This is a genomic window from Jannaschia sp. GRR-S6-38 (assembly GCF_029853695.1).
Lineage (GTDB): Bacteria > Pseudomonadota > Alphaproteobacteria > Rhodobacterales > Rhodobacteraceae > Jannaschia > Jannaschia ovalis.
The window spans coordinates 823,661-837,862 of record NZ_CP122537.1 but is presented as its reverse complement, the minus strand read 5'-3'; the positions used below and the strand labels follow the sequence as shown (position 1 = coordinate 837,862).

The following is a 14,202-nucleotide window of genomic DNA, read 5'->3' as shown; positions in this document are numbered from 1 at the left end:
AATCCAGCCGGGTCAGAGCGTCCAGAGGATCGCGCCGGTGACCAGCGCGCCAAGCGAGAAGATAGCCGCCAGCAGCCCGAAGGTCGCGGTGGACTGCTCGTTTGCATCATGGGTGTCGAGGCGACGCTGCGCCTTGCCGGAATTGCGCCAGGCGGCGAAGAAGATGATCAGCGCCGCGAGGATGAAGACCGAGGCCACGGTCTTGGGCACCCAGGTCGGCTCGGCCGCGCCGAAGACGGCGCGCAGGCCCACGGCGATGGCGATGGCGGCCATGCCGGTCCGCATCCAGCCCGCGAAGGTGCGCTCGTTGGCGAGGACGGTGCGGTCCTCGGCCCAATCGGTGCGGTTCTCCGCCCAGTCGGTCTTGCGGTCCTGGTCGTCGGTGCCGTTATGCATCGGCGCTCTCCATCATCGCGGGCACGGCGCGCAGCGCGCCGGGGTCGTCGGCCGCCCGCGCCATCGTCCATGCCCCGATCAACAGGGTCCAGAGCCGTCTCGCGCGGGCGTCGGGCGCGGGGTCGCCCAGCCGGTCCAGATGGGCCGCTGTGGCGGCAAGCCAAGCCTGCAGATGCGCCTCGGCCGACATCCGGTCCAGCGGCCCGTCCAGCAGCGCCTGGACCGGGCAGGCGCGCCAATGCGGCTGGCGCTCGAAGAGCCGGGCGAATTTCTCGCAGAGCCGCGCGACGCCGTGGCCGGGGCTTTCGGCGGGCTCGAATGCCGCGCCGACGATGTCGCGCATCATGTCCGAGGCCAGCGCGGCGGCGGCGCGCGCCAGATCCGCCTTGCCCTGCGGGAAATGGTGGTAGAGCGACCCCTTGGGCAGGCCCGCCTCCGCCAGCACCTCGGCCACGGAGGTGCCGTGATAGCCCTTGACCTGGAACAGGCGGGCCGCGGCTTCGGTCAGCCGCGCGCGGCTGGTCGGGGCGTGGGCGTCCATCCGCGATCTGTGGCACGGCTTGACCGGGCGGTCCAGTTCGCGGCAATGGACCCGGTGGTCTAGACCGAACGGTCCAGAGGAGGGCGAATGGCGCAGACGGAGCGGATCGAGATCGCCGCCGCGGACGCGCGGCTGGCCGGGCGGCTTGTCCGGCCCGCGGGGTCGCCCCTGGCCGCGGCCGTGATCCACGCCGCGACCGGCGTGCCCGCGCGTTTCTACTGTGGCTTCGCCGATTGGCTGGCCGAGACGCGTGGCGTGGCCTGCCTGACCTATGACTACCGCGATTTCGGGCAGTCCGGATCCGCGCGCGGCAGCCGGGCCACGATGGCCGATTGGGGCATTCGCGACCAGCAGGCCGCGCGCGCGACGCTGGCCGCGGCGCTGCCGGACGTGCCGCTCTGGGTGATCGGGCATTCGCTTGGCGGCATGATGCTGCCCTTCCAGTCGGAGCTCGGGCGGATCGACCGCGTCGTCACGGTGGCCGCGGGGGCGGTGCACGTGACCGACCACCCCTGGCCCGCGCGAGCCGCGATCCGCGCCTTCTGGTCGCGCCCGGTCCTGGGCCTGACACGCGCGCTGGGCCATCTGCCCGCCGCGCGGTTCGGAATTGGGCACGACCTGCCGGCGGGGGTCTATGCGCAGTGGCGGCTCTGGTGCACCTCGCGCGGCTTCCACGCCGCAGACCCGACGCTGCCCGCGCCGGATGCCGCGGCCCTGACCTGTCCCGTCCGGATGGTGGCGGTGGCCGACGACGCCTATTGCCCGCCGGTTTCCGTCGAGCGGCTGGCGGCGGCCTATCCGGCGGCGCGGATGACGCGCGTGCTGCTGCGCCCTGGAGAGGTGGGGATGCGCCGGATCGGGCATCTCGACGTCTTGGGCGCGCGGGGTCGGGCCTGCTGGGACGCGGTCACGGGACCGGCTTGAGCGGCTTGCGATGGCGGGGGGAGGGGTGAGAGACCGGACAGCGACCCAGGCGGATATCGTTGTGGCTGCTTCCTTCCGGACCTGACCAGGTTGGCGAAGCGCCTGCCCGCGCCGGCCTCTCGACATCCAGATAATCGTCGGGCGCAGCGGGCGCAAGGGATCGACCCTTGCCGGTCGCCGGGGCCTTGCCCCGGCCGCAGAGATATTTAAGGCCGAAGGAGGACCGGGGAGGAACGCGATGCGACATGCGGAAGAGGTCACCTTCGGGGGTGGCGGGCTGGACCGTGCCGAGGACCTGCGCCGCCATCCGGAGCAGCTGGCCGAACTGCCGGTCACGACGCTGCTTCTGTGGCGCGGCAAGCCGCTGATGCGGGACGGCGCGCTGCATGTGGTCGAGGGGCCGGGCTTTCCCGATCTGGGCCATCCCGTGCTGATCGGGCGGCGAGGCGAGGCGGCGCTGTTTGCGCGCGATGTCTCGGCGCTGGCGGTCGAGGGCGCGGACGACGCCGTCGGCGCCTTCCGCGACCCGTCGCGCCAGCACCACCCGGACCTGCCCGAGGGCTGCGAATTCGTCGAGCTGCGCCAGGCCATGGTGGCGCTGAGCCCGCTGGAGGCCGAGATCGCGGCCACCGCAAAGGGCGTGCTGGAATGGCACCGCACGCATGGCTATTGCACCAATTGCGGCGCGGCCACGCAGCCCGGAAAGGCCGGCTGGATGCGCGGCTGCGCGGGCTGCGGGCGGATGCATTTCCCGCGGACCGACCCGGTCGTCATCATGCTGATCACCCGCGGCAACCGCGTCCTTCTGGGCCGCTCGCCCGCCTGGCCGGAGGGGTTCTTCTCCTGCCTCGCGGGCTTCATGGAGCCCGGCGAGACGCTGGAGGCCGCGGTCCGCCGCGAGACCTGGGAAGAGACGGGCATCCGCGTCGGTCCGGTGCGCTATCTCGCCAGCCAGCCCTGGCCCTTCCCGGGCAGCCTGATGCTGGGCGCGCAGGGCGAGGCGGTCACCGACGATATCGAGATCGACCCCGAGGAGATCGCCGAGGCGATCTGGCTGGAGCGCGAGGAGTTGCTCGACGTCTTCGCGGGAACGCATTCCTGGATCACGCCGGCCCGCGAGGGCGCGATCGCGCATTTCCTTCTGCAGAACTGGCTGGCCGACCGGCTGGATTGACGGCGGGGCCGGATGCGGGCGATCAGGGCCCGGTTCACCCCGCCGCCGGAGCGCCCATGAAATTCGTCGCCGTCGAAGACATCGCCGCGCCCATCGACCATGTCTGGATGCGGGTGGCCGATATCGACCGGTTCGAGGGGCGGCTGAAGCGCCGCGTCGGCCGGATCGAACGCCGCCCGCCCGGGCCCGCCCATCCCGGCACCACCTGGCAGGCGCGCGCCGCCGTCGCGGGCAAGGTGCGCGACGTGGCGATGACGCTGGAGGCGATGGAGGTGCCGAAGCTCCTGTCGCTCTCGGGCGGGACGGACGGGATGGAGGTCACGATCGCGGTCGAGCTCGAGCTCCTGAACCTGCGACTCACGCGGCTCACCGTGACCTCGGAGGCGCGGGCCCGCTCGCTCGCCGCGCGTCTGATGCTGCAATCGGCGAAGCTGGCGCGCCAGACGCTGGCCAAGCGCTACAAGCAGCGCGTGGCCGATTTCGCGAGCGAAGTCGAAGCCGGGTTCGCGCGCGGCTGACGCTCAGGCCGCGCCGCCGCCCTCGAAATGGTCGGGATCGGCGGGATAGACGCCGAGGATGTCGAGCGACGAGGTGAAGAAGCGCAGCTCGTCGAGCGCGCGCGCCACCGGCGCGTCGCCCGGATGGCCCTCGATATCGGCGTAGAACTGCGTGGCCGAGAAACTGCCGTCGACCATGTAGCTTTCGAGCTTGGTCATGTTGACGCCGTTCGTCGCGAAGCCGCCCATCGCCTTGTAGAGCGCGGCCGGGATATTTCGGACGCGGAAGACGAAGCTGGTCTTGATCGGGCCCGATCCGGGCTCGGGCCAGCTGGGATCGCGCGACATGATGAGAAAGCGCGTCGTGTTGCGGTCGTGATCCTCGATATGGCGGGCCAGAACCTCCAGCCCGTAGATCTTGCCCGCCATCTCGGAGGCCAGCGCCGCCTCGGCCGGGTCGCCGGCTTCCGCGATCTGCTTGGCCGATCCGGCCGTGTCGGCGCCCACGCGCGGGCGGATCCCGTGCTGGCCCAGGAACTCGCGGCACTGGCCCAGCAGAACGGTATGCGACTGCGCGACCCGCACCTGGTCGAGCGTCGTGCCGGGCAGGGCCAGCAGGTTGATATGGACGCGGACGAAGGCCTCCTCGACGATATGCAGTCCGGAATGCGGCAGCAGCGAGTGGATGTCGGCCACCCGGCCATAGGTCGAATTCTCCACCGGCAGCATGGCGAGATCGGCCTCGCCCGCGCGGACGGCCTCGATCGCGTCCTCGAAGGTGGGGCAGGGCAGGGGCGCGTGATCGGGGCGGGCCTCGTGACAGGCCTGGTGGGAATAGGCGCCCAGTTCTCCCTGGAAGGCGATCGTCGGCATTTTGTTCATTCCCGTGGGTCTCTGGTGCGTTTCGTCGCGGGTGCAACACTTGCCCTCCCGGCACGTTGTCACATACATACCCGCCGACGCAGACGCGAGAGAGTGCAGCACATGGATACGATGACCTTCACCAAGGCCGGCGGCGCCTTCTGCGGCGCGCTCCTGATCTTCCTTCTGGGCGCCTGGGGGGCGGAGAGCCTCTACCATGTCGGCTCGGACGGGCATGGTGAGGATCACGCCATGGGCTACGAGATCGAGGTCGCGTCCGCCGAGGATGATGCCGCGCCCGCCGAAGCCGAGCCCGAGATCCCCTTCGAGGAGGTCTTCGTGAACGCCTCCGCCGCCGATGGCGAGGGCCTGTGGCGCCAATGCGCCGCCTGCCACAAGCTGGAGCAGGGCGAGAACGGCACCGGCCCCTATCTCTACGGCGTCGTCGGCCGCGAGATCGGCGCGGCCGAGGGCTATTCGTACTCCGACGCGCTGGCCGGCAAGGGCGAGGCCTGGACGCCCGAGAACCTCAACGGCTTCCTGCTCAACCCCAAGGAATGGGCGCCGGGCACCAAGATGGCCTATCGCGGCATGTCCGATATCGAGGATCGCGCGAACCTGATCGCCTATCTCGAGACGATCGGCGGCTGATCCAGCCCTCCGCGAACCTAATTACGGGCCGTCCCGCAGGGGCGGCCCTTTTCACGTCCGGCCCGGATGGGAACAAGGCGGGCCGTATGCGGGCCGGCTGGCCCCTTTTCCCGCGCCGACCCCGCGTTACGTCACCGGGATGTGAGGCGGTTTCAACACGGTGGCGCCTGGGCCCCCTTGCGCTCCGCGCGCCCCGCTCATTAGCTGTCCGCCAACCCTTGAGGGAGGTCCGAGAATGCTCATCCGCACCGCCGTGATCGCCGCCGCCGCGGTTCTGGCCGCCGCCCCCGTCCTCGCGCAGGAGGAGGAGGTCACCGTCAGCCACGGCTATTCCAATTTTGGCGAGCTGAAATACGGACCGGACGAGCCCTTCTCTTACGTCAATCTGGACGCGCCCAAGGGCGGCGAGATCAGCCTGTCGGCGCTGGGCAATTTCGACAGCTTCAACAACTACACCCGCAAGGGCAACGTCGCGGCGAATACCGACCTGCTTTACGAGGACCTGATGATCGCCGCCGCGGACGATCCCTATGGCAGCTATTGCTACCTCTGCACGACGGTCGAATATCCCGAGAGCCTGGACTGGGTGGTGATGAACCTGCGCGAGGACGTCACCTTCGCCGACGGCACGCCGATGACCGCCGAGGACGTGGTCTTCACGGTGAACATCTTCCTCGAGCAGGGCCTGCCCGAGTTCAAGAACATCATCGACGGCTTCTTCGCGAGCGTCGAGGCGACGGGCCCCTACCAGGTCCGGTTCGAATTCAACCCCGAGGCGCCCAAGCGCGACCGCATGGGGCTGGTCGGCCTCTGGAACCCCTTCTCGAAGGCCTGGTTCGAGGAAACCGGCGCCCGCATCGACGAAAGCACGACCGTGCCCTTCATGGGGACCGGGCCCTACGTGCTGGGCGACGTCGATATCGGCCGCTCGATCGTCTACACGCGGAACCCGAACTGGTGGGGCGCGGAGCATCATTTCAACCGCGGCCGCTGGAATTTCGACGACATCCGGCTGGAGTATTTCGCCGATAGCTCAGCCGCGATGCAGGCTTTCGCGGCGGGCGAATACACCTTCCGGGCGGAGAGCTCGTCCAAGGAATGGGCGACCTCCTACGACTTCCCCGCCGTCGACCGCGGCTGGGTCGTGCTGGAGACGCTGCCCGACGGTAACATCTCGGCCGCGCAGGGCTTCGTCTTCAACCTGCGCCGCGACAAGTGGCAGGACCCGCGCGTGCGCGACGCGGTGCGGATGCTGTTTAACTTCGAATGGTCCAACGAGACGCTGTTCTACGGCCTCTACCAGCGGCCCTACAGCTTCTGGGGCGGATCCGACCTGGCGGCCGAGGGCCTGCCTTCGGATGGCGAGGCGGACCTTTTGCAGCCGCTTGTCGACCAGGGCCTGCTCGACCCGGCGATCCTGACCGAGGAGGCGGCGATGCCGCCCGTGAACGACGCTGGGCAGAACCTTCCCGACCGCCGCACCCGGCGCCAAGCGCTGCGCCTGCTGACCGAGGCGGGCTGGGCCACCGGCGATGACGGCATCCTGCGCAACGCGGCGGGCGAGACGCTGGAGCTGGTGATCATCCAGTTCAACCCGACCTTCGACCGCATCGTGAACCCCTATATCGAGAACCTGCGTTCGGTCGGCATCGACGCCCGGCTGGAGCGGATCGACCGCTCGCAATATATCGAGCGCCGGCGCACCGGCGAATGGGACCTGACCAACCAGTCGCCGGGCCAAGGCTTCGAGCCGAGCCTCGGGCTCAAGCAGTGGTTCGGCTCCGAGACGGCCGAGGACAGCTCGCGCAACATCATGGCGTTGGCCGATCCGGCGGTGGACGCGCTCATCGATACGGTGATCGCCGCCGACGACCTCGACGCGCTGCGGACCTCGACCCGGGCCCTCGACCGCGTGCTGCGCGCCCAGGGCTTCTGGATCCCGCAATGGGGCAACCAGGAGCACTGGGTCGCCTATTGGGACCAATACGCCTATCCCGCGGAATTGCCGCCGCTGGCGCTGGGCGCGCTGGATTTCTGGTGGTTCGACGCCGAGGGCGCGGCCGCCCTTCGCGAGGCCGGGGCTCTCTGAATGGGCGCCTATATCCTGAGGCGCCTGCTGCTCATGATCCCCACGCTCCTGGGGATCATGATCATCAACTTCACGCTGGTGCAATTCGTGCCCGGCGGTCCGGTCGAGCAGGTCCTGGCCCAGCTCGAAGGCGGCGGGGACGTGTTCTCGGGCATCTCGGGCGGGGCGCAGGAATTGCAGGGCACGCCCGGCAATGACAGCGGCTACGTCGGCGCCCGCGGGTTGCCGCAGGAATTCATCGACGAGCTGGAGCGCCAGTTCGGCTTCGACAAGCCGCCGCTTGAGCGCTTCCTCAACATGATGTGGGACTACATGCGCTTCGATTTCGGGGAGAGCTATTTCCGCTCGATCTCCGTGGTCGACCTGGTGCTGGAGAAGATGCCCGTCTCGATCACGCTGGGCCTGTGGTCGACGCTAATCGCATACCTGATCTCGATCCCGCTGGGCATCCGCAAGGCGGTGCGCGACGGCTCGGTCTTCGACACCTGGACCTCCGGCGTCGTCATCGTGGCCTACGCGATCCCCGGGTTCCTCTTCGCGATCCTGCTGCTCGTGCTTTTCGCGGGCGGATCCTATTTCCGGCTCTTCCCGCTGCGGGGACTGACCTCCGACGACTGGGAAACCCTTAGCCTCGTCGGCAAGGCGCTGGACTATCTCTGGCACATCGCGCTGCCGGTCGCCGCCTCGACGATCTCGGCCTTCGCGGGGCTGACGCTTCTGACGAAGAACTCCTTCCTCGACGAGATCCGCAAGCAATACGTCATCACCGCCAAGGCCAAGGGCCTGACAGAGAGCGCGGTCCTCTACGGCCATGTCTTCCGCAACGCGATGCTGATCGTGATCTCGGGCTTCCCCGCGCTCTTCGTCGCGGTGTTCTTCGGCGGCTCGCTCATCATCGAGACAATCTTCTCGCTCGACGGGCTGGGCCGGCTGGGCTTCGAGGCGGCGGTCTCGCGGGACTACCCGGTGATGTTCGGCACGCTCTTCACCTTCTCGCTGATCGGGCTGGTGATGGGGCTGATCACCGACCTGACCTATATCTGGATCGATCCGCGGATCGACTTCGAGAGCCGGGAAGCCTGATGCTGTCGCCGCTCAACCAACGCCGCCTGCGCAACTTCCGCAAGAACCGCCGCGCCGTCTGGTCGCTGTGGATCTTCGCGGTGCTCTTCGGGCTGAGCCTGGTGGCCGAGCTGATCGCCAACGACAAGCCGCTGCTGGTCAGCTACCAGGGCGACCTGCACGTGCCGATCTTCCGCTTCTATCCCGAGACGGCCTTCGGCGGCGATTTCCAGACCGAGGCCGCCTATCGCGACGAGGAGGTGCGCTGCCTCATCATCTCGGGCGGGCAGGAGGATTGCTTCGATTTCCCCGAGGAGGTCATCGCGCAGGTCGAGGCGACCGGCACCTGGAACGGCGAGGACGTGGCGCAAGGCTGGCTGCTCTGGCCGCCCATCCCCTACAGCTACAACACCGTCAACGACATCCAGGGCGCCGCGCCCTCCGCGCCCGATTCCGAACACTGGCTGGGCACCGACGACACCGCGCGCGACGTGCTGGCCCGCGTGATCTACGGCTTCCGGCTGTCGGTGCTCTTCGCGCTGATCGTGACGCTGCTGACCAGCGTGATCGGGATCGCGGCGGGGGCGGTGCAGGGCTTCTTCGGCGGCTGGCTGGACCTGATCTTCCAGCGCATCATCGAGATCTGGGGCTCCACGCCCTCGCTCTACATCATCATCATCGTCGCCGCGATCATCCCGATGAATTTCTGGCTGCTGGTCGGGCTCAGCACGCTGTTCGGTTGGACGGCGCTCGTGGGCGTGGTGCGCGCCGAGTTCCTGCGTGCGCGCAATTTCGAGTATGTCCGCGCCGCCCGCGCGCTGGGCGTGGGCAACGGCACGATCATGTTCCGCCATGTGCTGCCCAACGCGATGGTCGCCACGGTCACCTTCCTGCCCTTCATCGTCACCGGCTCGATCGCGGGCTTGGCCTCGCTCGACTTCCTGGGTTTCGGGCTGCCCTCCTCGGCGCCGTCGCTGGGCGAGCTCACGCTGCAGGCCAAGCAGAACCTGCAGGCGCCGTGGCTGGGCTTTACCGCCTTCACCACCTTCGCGATCATGCTGTCGCTTCTGGTGTTCATTTTCGAGGGCATCCGCGACGCCTTCGACCCGCGGAAGACCTTCGCGTGATCCGCCCGGCCCCGATCCTCTCGCCCGGTGCGCGCTCCGGGCCGGGCGCCGCCCTTCACGCATGGGACCCCGCCGCATGAGCCTTCTCGACGTCCGCGACCTCCGCATCGCCTTCCGCCAGGACGGCCAGCTGACCGAGGCCGTGCGCGGCGTGTCCTTCACCGTCGAGAAGGGCGAGACCGTGGCGCTGGTGGGCGAGAGCGGGTCGGGCAAATCGATCACCGCGCTCTCGACCGTGTCGCTCCTGCCCGACAGCGCGGAGGTCTCGGGCTCGGTCACCTATGACGGCGCGCAGATGATCGGCGCCGACGAGCGTGAATTGCGCCGCGTGCGCGGCAACGACATCAGCTTCATCTTCCAGGAGCCGATGACCTCGCTCAACCCGCTGCACACGATCGAGAAGCAGCTGGCCGAGTCGATCCGCCTGCACCAGGGCCTGACCGGCACGGCGGTGCGCACGCGCATCCTCGACCTGCTGGAAAAGGTCGGCATCCAGGACGCCGAAAGCCGCATCGGCTCCTTCCCGCATCAATTGTCGGGCGGCCAGCGCCAGCGCGTGATGATCGCCATGGCGCTGGCCAACGGGCCCGAGCTCCTGATTGCCGACGAGCCCACGACCGCGCTCGATGTCACGATCCAGGCGCAGATCCTAGAACTGCTGGCTGATCTGAAGCGCGACGAGGGCATGAGCATGCTGTTCATCACCCACGACCTGGGCATCGTGCGCCGCTTCGCCGACCGCGTCTGCGTCATGCAGCAGGGCGAGATCGTCGAGACCGGTCCCGTGGCCGAGATTTTCGACCGCCCCCAGCACCCCTATACGAAGATGCTGCTCGCCGCCGAATCGACCGGCCTGCCCGACCCGGTGGCGCAGGACGCGCCCGAGATCGTCTCGACCGAGCATCTGAAGGTCTGGTTTCCGATCCAGCGCGGTATCCTCAAGCGCACGGTGGGCCACGTGAAGGCCGTCAACGACGCGACGATCTCGGTGCGGGCGGGCGAAACGCTGGGCATCGTGGGCGAAAGCGGCTCGGGCAAGACCACGCTGGCGCTGGCGATCATGCGGCTGATCTCGTCCGAGGGGCAGATCGCGCTGGAGGGGCGCCGCATCGACGGGGTGAAGTCCAAGGGCATGCGCCCGCTGCGGCAGAGCATGCAGATCGTGTTCCAGGACCCCTACGGCTCGCTGAGCCCGCGCATGACCGTGGCCGAGATCGTGGCCGAGGGGCTGAAGCTGCACGACACCGGCGACGACCGCCCGCATCGCGAGCAGGTGGCCGATATCCTGCGCGAGGTGGGCATCGACCCGGGCGCGATGGACCGCTACCCGCACGAATTCTCCGGCGGCCAGCGCCAGCGCATCGCCATCGCCCGCGCGATGATCTTGCGGCCCAAGCTCGTGGTCCTCGACGAGCCGACCTCGGCGCTGGACCAGACCGTGCAGGTCCAGATCGTCGAACTCCTGCGCGACCTGCAGCGCCGGTACGGGCTGGCCTATCTGTTCATCAGCCACGACCTGAAGGTCGTCCGCGCGCTCAGCCATAAGGTGCTGGTGATGAAGCGCGGCGACGTGGTCGAGGCCGGCGCCGCTGCCCAGGTCTTCGACGCCCCCGCCGACGCCTACACCCGCGCGCTGATGGCCGCGGCCTTCGACCTGAAGGCGGCCGAAGCGATCCCGGCCTAGGGGGCCGCGTCAGCCGACCGCCGGTCTTCTCAAAAGCCCACGAAAAAGGGGCGGCCCGCGGGCCGCCCCTCGATCGTCGGATCTCCGTCCGGTCAGCCGCTGCCGCCCACCACGTCGCAATCCACCTCGCGGGCGCGCAGGCGGATGCACGCGCGGTTGGCCTCGCGTTCGCTCAGGCCCACGAAGCTGGGCGCGTAGCCGCCCGAGACCGGATCGACCTGCCGCAGCGCGTCGTCCAGCGTGTCGAGCTCCTGCAGCGCGGTCCGCAGCAGGAGCTTGTCCGCCGCCGAGCGCGAGGGCTGGCGGTTGAGCGCGATGGCAAAGGTGCGCCCGCCCGAGGTCGAGGCGCGGGTGACGATGCGGGGCTCCGTCCCGGCCTCGGCTGTCACGACGGGACGCGGCGCCGGCGTGACCTCGCCGGTGGGGACCGGGGCCGCCGCGAAGAGCGCCGCGGCCGGCACGCCGCGCATGATCGGGCGCAGCGACACCGCCGGCGCCGACGGGCCGGGCCGCGTGGCACCGTTATAGGTGGGCAGGGCAGGGCGCCGCTCGGTCACGCGGGCGGGGGCGCGGGCGAACCCCATGTCCAGAAGCTCGGCGATCTCGCTTGTTGCGCGTGGCTGTCGAGCGGCCGCCGAACACGGTCGCGATCACGCGCACGCCGTTGCGCTCGGCCGAGGAGACGAGGTTGAAGCCCGCCGCGCGCGTGTAGCCCGTCTTGATGCCGTCCGCGCCCGGATAGGCGTCCAGCAGGCGGCGGTTGGTGTTGCGCACCTGCGTGATCTGCGCGTCCGTCGTGCGCCGCGAGAACAGGTTGTAGTACTGCGGATAGTCGTAGAACAGCCGCCGCCCCATCGTGGTCATGTCGCGCGCGGTGCTCAGATGCCCCGACTGCGTCAGCCCGTGGGCGTTGCGGAAGCTGGTCGATGTCATGCCCAGCGCGCGGGCGGTGCGGTTCATCCGCTCCGCGAAGGCCGATTCCGAGCCCGAGATCGCCTCGCCGATGGCGGTGGCCGCGTCATTGGCCGATTTCACCGCTGCCGCGCGGATCAGGTAGCGGAAGGCGATCCGCTGCCCCGCGCGCAGGCCCAGCTTGGAGGGCGGCTCGTTGGCGGCGTTGCGGCTGATGCGCACCTCGGTGTCGAGCGTGATCTCGCCCAGACGCACCGCCTCGAAGGCGATGTAGAGCGTCATCATCTTGGTCAGCGAGGCCGGGTGCAGACGGGCATCGGCGTTGCGCGATCGCAGCACCTCGCCCGTGCGGGCATCGATGACCATCTCGGCATAGGGGGCCGCCTGTCCGGGCAGGGCCAGGAACAGGGCGACGACAATGGGTAGCAGGGCGTGGACCGCCCTTGTCACTTGTTTCATCGGTAGACTGCTCTGCCTATGTCGCGCCGACTTTTGCCGGTCGCTTGTTATGGCCATGACGGTACAGGCATTCTCAGCGAAAATCCATCGGCGCATGTGCCGCAATCCAAAAAACCGCTCTTGCGGGAATGAGGAGGGTCAGATCGGCGCCCGCGGGGCCTACACCCCGGGGCCGGTTTCGTGCCAGAACGGCGCGACGAGGGCGCCCCGACCGGGCGCTGCGACCAACGGATGTTCGGGGGCGAGATGAAGGACCAGACCGAGGCGAGTGACCACAAGACCCGGGCCGCCGCCTGGTTCCGCGAACTGCGCGACCGGATCGTCGCCGCCTTCGAGGGGCTGGAGGACCGGCCCGCCGCGCATTGGGACGGCCCGGCCGGCCGCTTCGAGGTCACGCCCACGCGGCGCGCCTCCGAGGACGGCTCGGACGCGGGCGGCGGCATCATGTCGGTGATGCGCGGCGGCCGCCATTTCGAGAAGGTGGGCGTCAACTGGTCCGAGGTTCACGGCACGCTCGCGCCGCGCGCGCAGGCGGCGATGGCCGCGCGGGGCGTGCCGGGCATGGCCGAGGATCCGCGCTTCTGGGCCTCGGGCATCAGCCTCGTCGCCCATATGCGGAACCCGCACGCGCCGGCCGTGCACATGAACACCCGGATGTTCTGGACACCCAACGCCTGGTGGTTCGGCGGCGGCGCCGACCTGAATCCCTGTCTCGAATATCCCGAGGACACCGCGCATTTCCACGCCGAGATGAAGGCCGCCTGCGACCCGCACGGCCCGCTCGATGGCGCGGACCGCTATACGAAGCTGAAGGCCTGGGCGGACGAGTATTTCTTCATCCCGCACCGCAAGCGGGCCCGGGGCGTGGGCGGCATCTTCTACGACGACCTCAACACCGGCGACTGGGAGGCCGATTTCGCCTTCACCCGCGATGTCGGCGCGCATTTCCTGCCCGCCTTCCTGCCCCTGGCCGAAAAGCGCCGCGACCAGCCCTGGACCGAGGCCGACCGCGAGGCGCAACTCGTCCATCGCGGCCTCTATGCCGAGTACAACCTCGTCTACGACCGCGGCACGAAGTTCGGGCTCGAGACCGGGCATGACGCCAATGCCGTGCTGATGAGCCTGCCGCCGCTCGCCAAGTGGGTCTGACCCTTCGCGACCCGCGCCACGGGTCTTGACGGCCGTCAATGCCGCCCCCGGGCGAATCCGCCATCGTCCTCTGCAAGGTCGGCGGAACAGGGGAGGTCTCGTCTCCGCCGTCCAAGTCAGGACAGGAGATCAGAACAATGATTGCACGTATGGTATCGATCGCGGCGCTCGTGGCTCTCGCCGGACCCGCCTTCTCGGAAGACCTGTCGCCCGCGGCGCAGGCGACGAAAGCGCAGTTGGCGCAGCACCTGGGCGTCGATGCCGGCGATCATACGCTGGCCGAACTCTCGGATCTGAACTGCCGGATCGAAGCGACCGACAGCGAGACCGAGAAGGCCCGTCTCCTCGCCGATTTCCAGCAGGCCTCCGCGCCGCGCGCCCCCGCTCCGATGTCGAGCCGCGAACAGCTCGCTCGCTCGCTGGGTGTCGACCCCGCCGAATACACGACCGGCCAGCTCACGCTGCTTAAAGCGCTGGTCGAGAGCGAGGAATGCTACGTGCCGAACCCGGCGCAATTCGCCAGCCCGGGCGAGCGGCTGACCCCGGTCTCCGCCGGCGCCAAGGCCCAGCTCGCCGGCACGCTCGGCCTCGATCCGAATGAGTTCACCCTGGTCGAACTGGTGAAGATGCACTTCGAGAGCGAGCAGGACGAGAACTGACCCCAACCGGCCGGCCC

At 69.1% G+C, this 14,202-nt stretch carries 13 protein-coding genes, 1 other RNA gene and 1 pseudogene; 10 read left to right on the top strand and 5 right to left on the bottom strand.

The genetic code is table 11. The features are described from left to right. Positions 1-12 precede the first annotated feature (12 nt). Both P8627_RS04290 and P8627_RS04285 read right to left on the bottom strand, forming a co-directional pair. Positions 13-396, bottom strand: a complete 384-nt coding sequence (locus P8627_RS04290; RefSeq protein ID WP_279966365.1) for a YidH family protein — start codon at positions 394-396, stop codon at positions 13-15. After that, the gene (locus tag P8627_RS04285) at positions 389-937 is read right to left on the bottom strand and encodes a TetR/AcrR family transcriptional regulator (RefSeq protein WP_279966364.1); all 549 of its coding nucleotides are present in this window, start codon (positions 935-937) and stop codon (positions 389-391) included. The genes P8627_RS04290 and P8627_RS04285 overlap by 8 nt, the downstream gene beginning before the upstream one ends. Positions 938-1,024: 87 nt before the next feature. Here P8627_RS04285 and P8627_RS04280 point away from each other — a divergent pair, with 87 nt between their 5' ends. Continuing rightward, entirely contained in the window at positions 1,025-1,861 is an 837-nt protein-coding gene (locus P8627_RS04280) for an alpha/beta hydrolase family protein (RefSeq protein ID WP_279966363.1), read from the top strand. 24 nt (positions 1,862-1,885) lie between these two features. Here P8627_RS04280 and ffs read toward each other — a convergent pair. Further along, an RNA gene (ffs, locus tag P8627_RS04275) (signal recognition particle sRNA small type) lies at positions 1,886-1,982 on the bottom strand. Positions 1,983-2,099: 117 nt separating this feature from the next. Between ffs and nudC the strand changes: the two genes are divergently transcribed. Together nudC and P8627_RS04265 are read left to right on the top strand one after the other, a co-directional pair. After that, on the top strand, positions 2,100-3,035 hold the full coding sequence (gene nudC / locus P8627_RS04270; protein ID WP_279966362.1) for an NAD(+) diphosphatase: 936 nt from the start codon (positions 2,100-2,102) through the stop codon (positions 3,033-3,035). A gap of 56 nt (positions 3,036-3,091) precedes the next feature. Then, the gene (locus tag P8627_RS04265; protein WP_279966361.1) at positions 3,092-3,553 is read left to right on the top strand and encodes an SRPBCC family protein; all 462 of its coding nucleotides are present in this window, start codon (positions 3,092-3,094) and stop codon (positions 3,551-3,553) included. Positions 3,554-3,556: 3 nt separating this feature from the next. On the opposite strand, the gene P8627_RS04260 is transcribed toward P8627_RS04265, so the two are convergent. Continuing rightward, positions 3,557-4,414: a prephenate dehydratase gene (locus P8627_RS04260; RefSeq protein ID WP_279966360.1), complete on the bottom strand. Its 858-nt coding sequence runs from the start codon at positions 4,412-4,414 to the stop codon at positions 3,557-3,559. A gap of 102 nt (positions 4,415-4,516) precedes the next feature. On the opposite strand from P8627_RS04260, the gene P8627_RS04255 reads away from it, so the two are divergent. The 5 genes from P8627_RS04255 to P8627_RS04235 all read left to right on the top strand — a co-directional run bounded on the left by P8627_RS04255 (position 4,517) and on the right by P8627_RS04235 (position 11,006). Further along, positions 4,517-5,044 carry a c-type cytochrome gene (locus P8627_RS04255; protein ID WP_279966359.1) on the top strand — a complete coding sequence of 176 codons (528 nt, stop codon included), beginning with the start codon at positions 4,517-4,519 and terminating at the stop codon, positions 5,042-5,044. Positions 5,045-5,279: 235 nt separating this feature from the next. Continuing rightward, entirely contained in the window at positions 5,280-7,133 is a 1,854-nt protein-coding gene (locus P8627_RS04250) for an extracellular solute-binding protein (protein WP_279966358.1), read from the top strand. Further along, positions 7,134-8,216: a microcin C ABC transporter permease YejB gene (locus tag P8627_RS04245; protein WP_279966357.1), complete on the top strand. Its 1,083-nt coding sequence runs from the start codon at positions 7,134-7,136 to the stop codon at positions 8,214-8,216. It abuts the gene before it with no gap. Beyond that, complete coding sequence (locus tag P8627_RS04240) at positions 8,213-9,322, top strand: ABC transporter permease (protein WP_279967392.1); 1,110 nt, start codon at positions 8,213-8,215, stop codon at positions 9,320-9,322. The genes P8627_RS04245 and P8627_RS04240 overlap by 4 nt, the downstream gene beginning before the upstream one ends. A 76-nt stretch (positions 9,323-9,398) precedes the next feature. Further along, positions 9,399-11,006, top strand: coding sequence for an ABC transporter ATP-binding protein (locus P8627_RS04235; protein WP_279966356.1), 1,608 nt, complete (start codon positions 9,399-9,401; stop codon positions 11,004-11,006). A 92-nt stretch (positions 11,007-11,098) separates the two neighbouring features. Here P8627_RS04235 and P8627_RS04230 read toward each other — a convergent pair. After that, positions 11,099-12,377 (bottom strand): annotated as a pseudogene (locus P8627_RS04230) (D-alanyl-D-alanine carboxypeptidase family protein). Between the two features lie 246 nt (positions 12,378-12,623). On the opposite strand from P8627_RS04230, the gene hemF reads away from it, so the two are divergent. Both hemF and P8627_RS04220 read left to right on the top strand, forming a co-directional pair. Further along, positions 12,624-13,526, top strand: a complete 903-nt coding sequence (hemF, locus tag P8627_RS04225; protein ID WP_279966355.1) for an oxygen-dependent coproporphyrinogen oxidase — start codon at positions 12,624-12,626, stop codon at positions 13,524-13,526. Positions 13,527-13,663: 137 nt separating this feature from the next. Next, entirely contained in the window at positions 13,664-14,185 is a 522-nt protein-coding gene (locus P8627_RS04220; RefSeq protein ID WP_279966354.1) for a hypothetical protein, read from the top strand. Positions 14,186-14,202 lie beyond the last annotated feature (17 nt).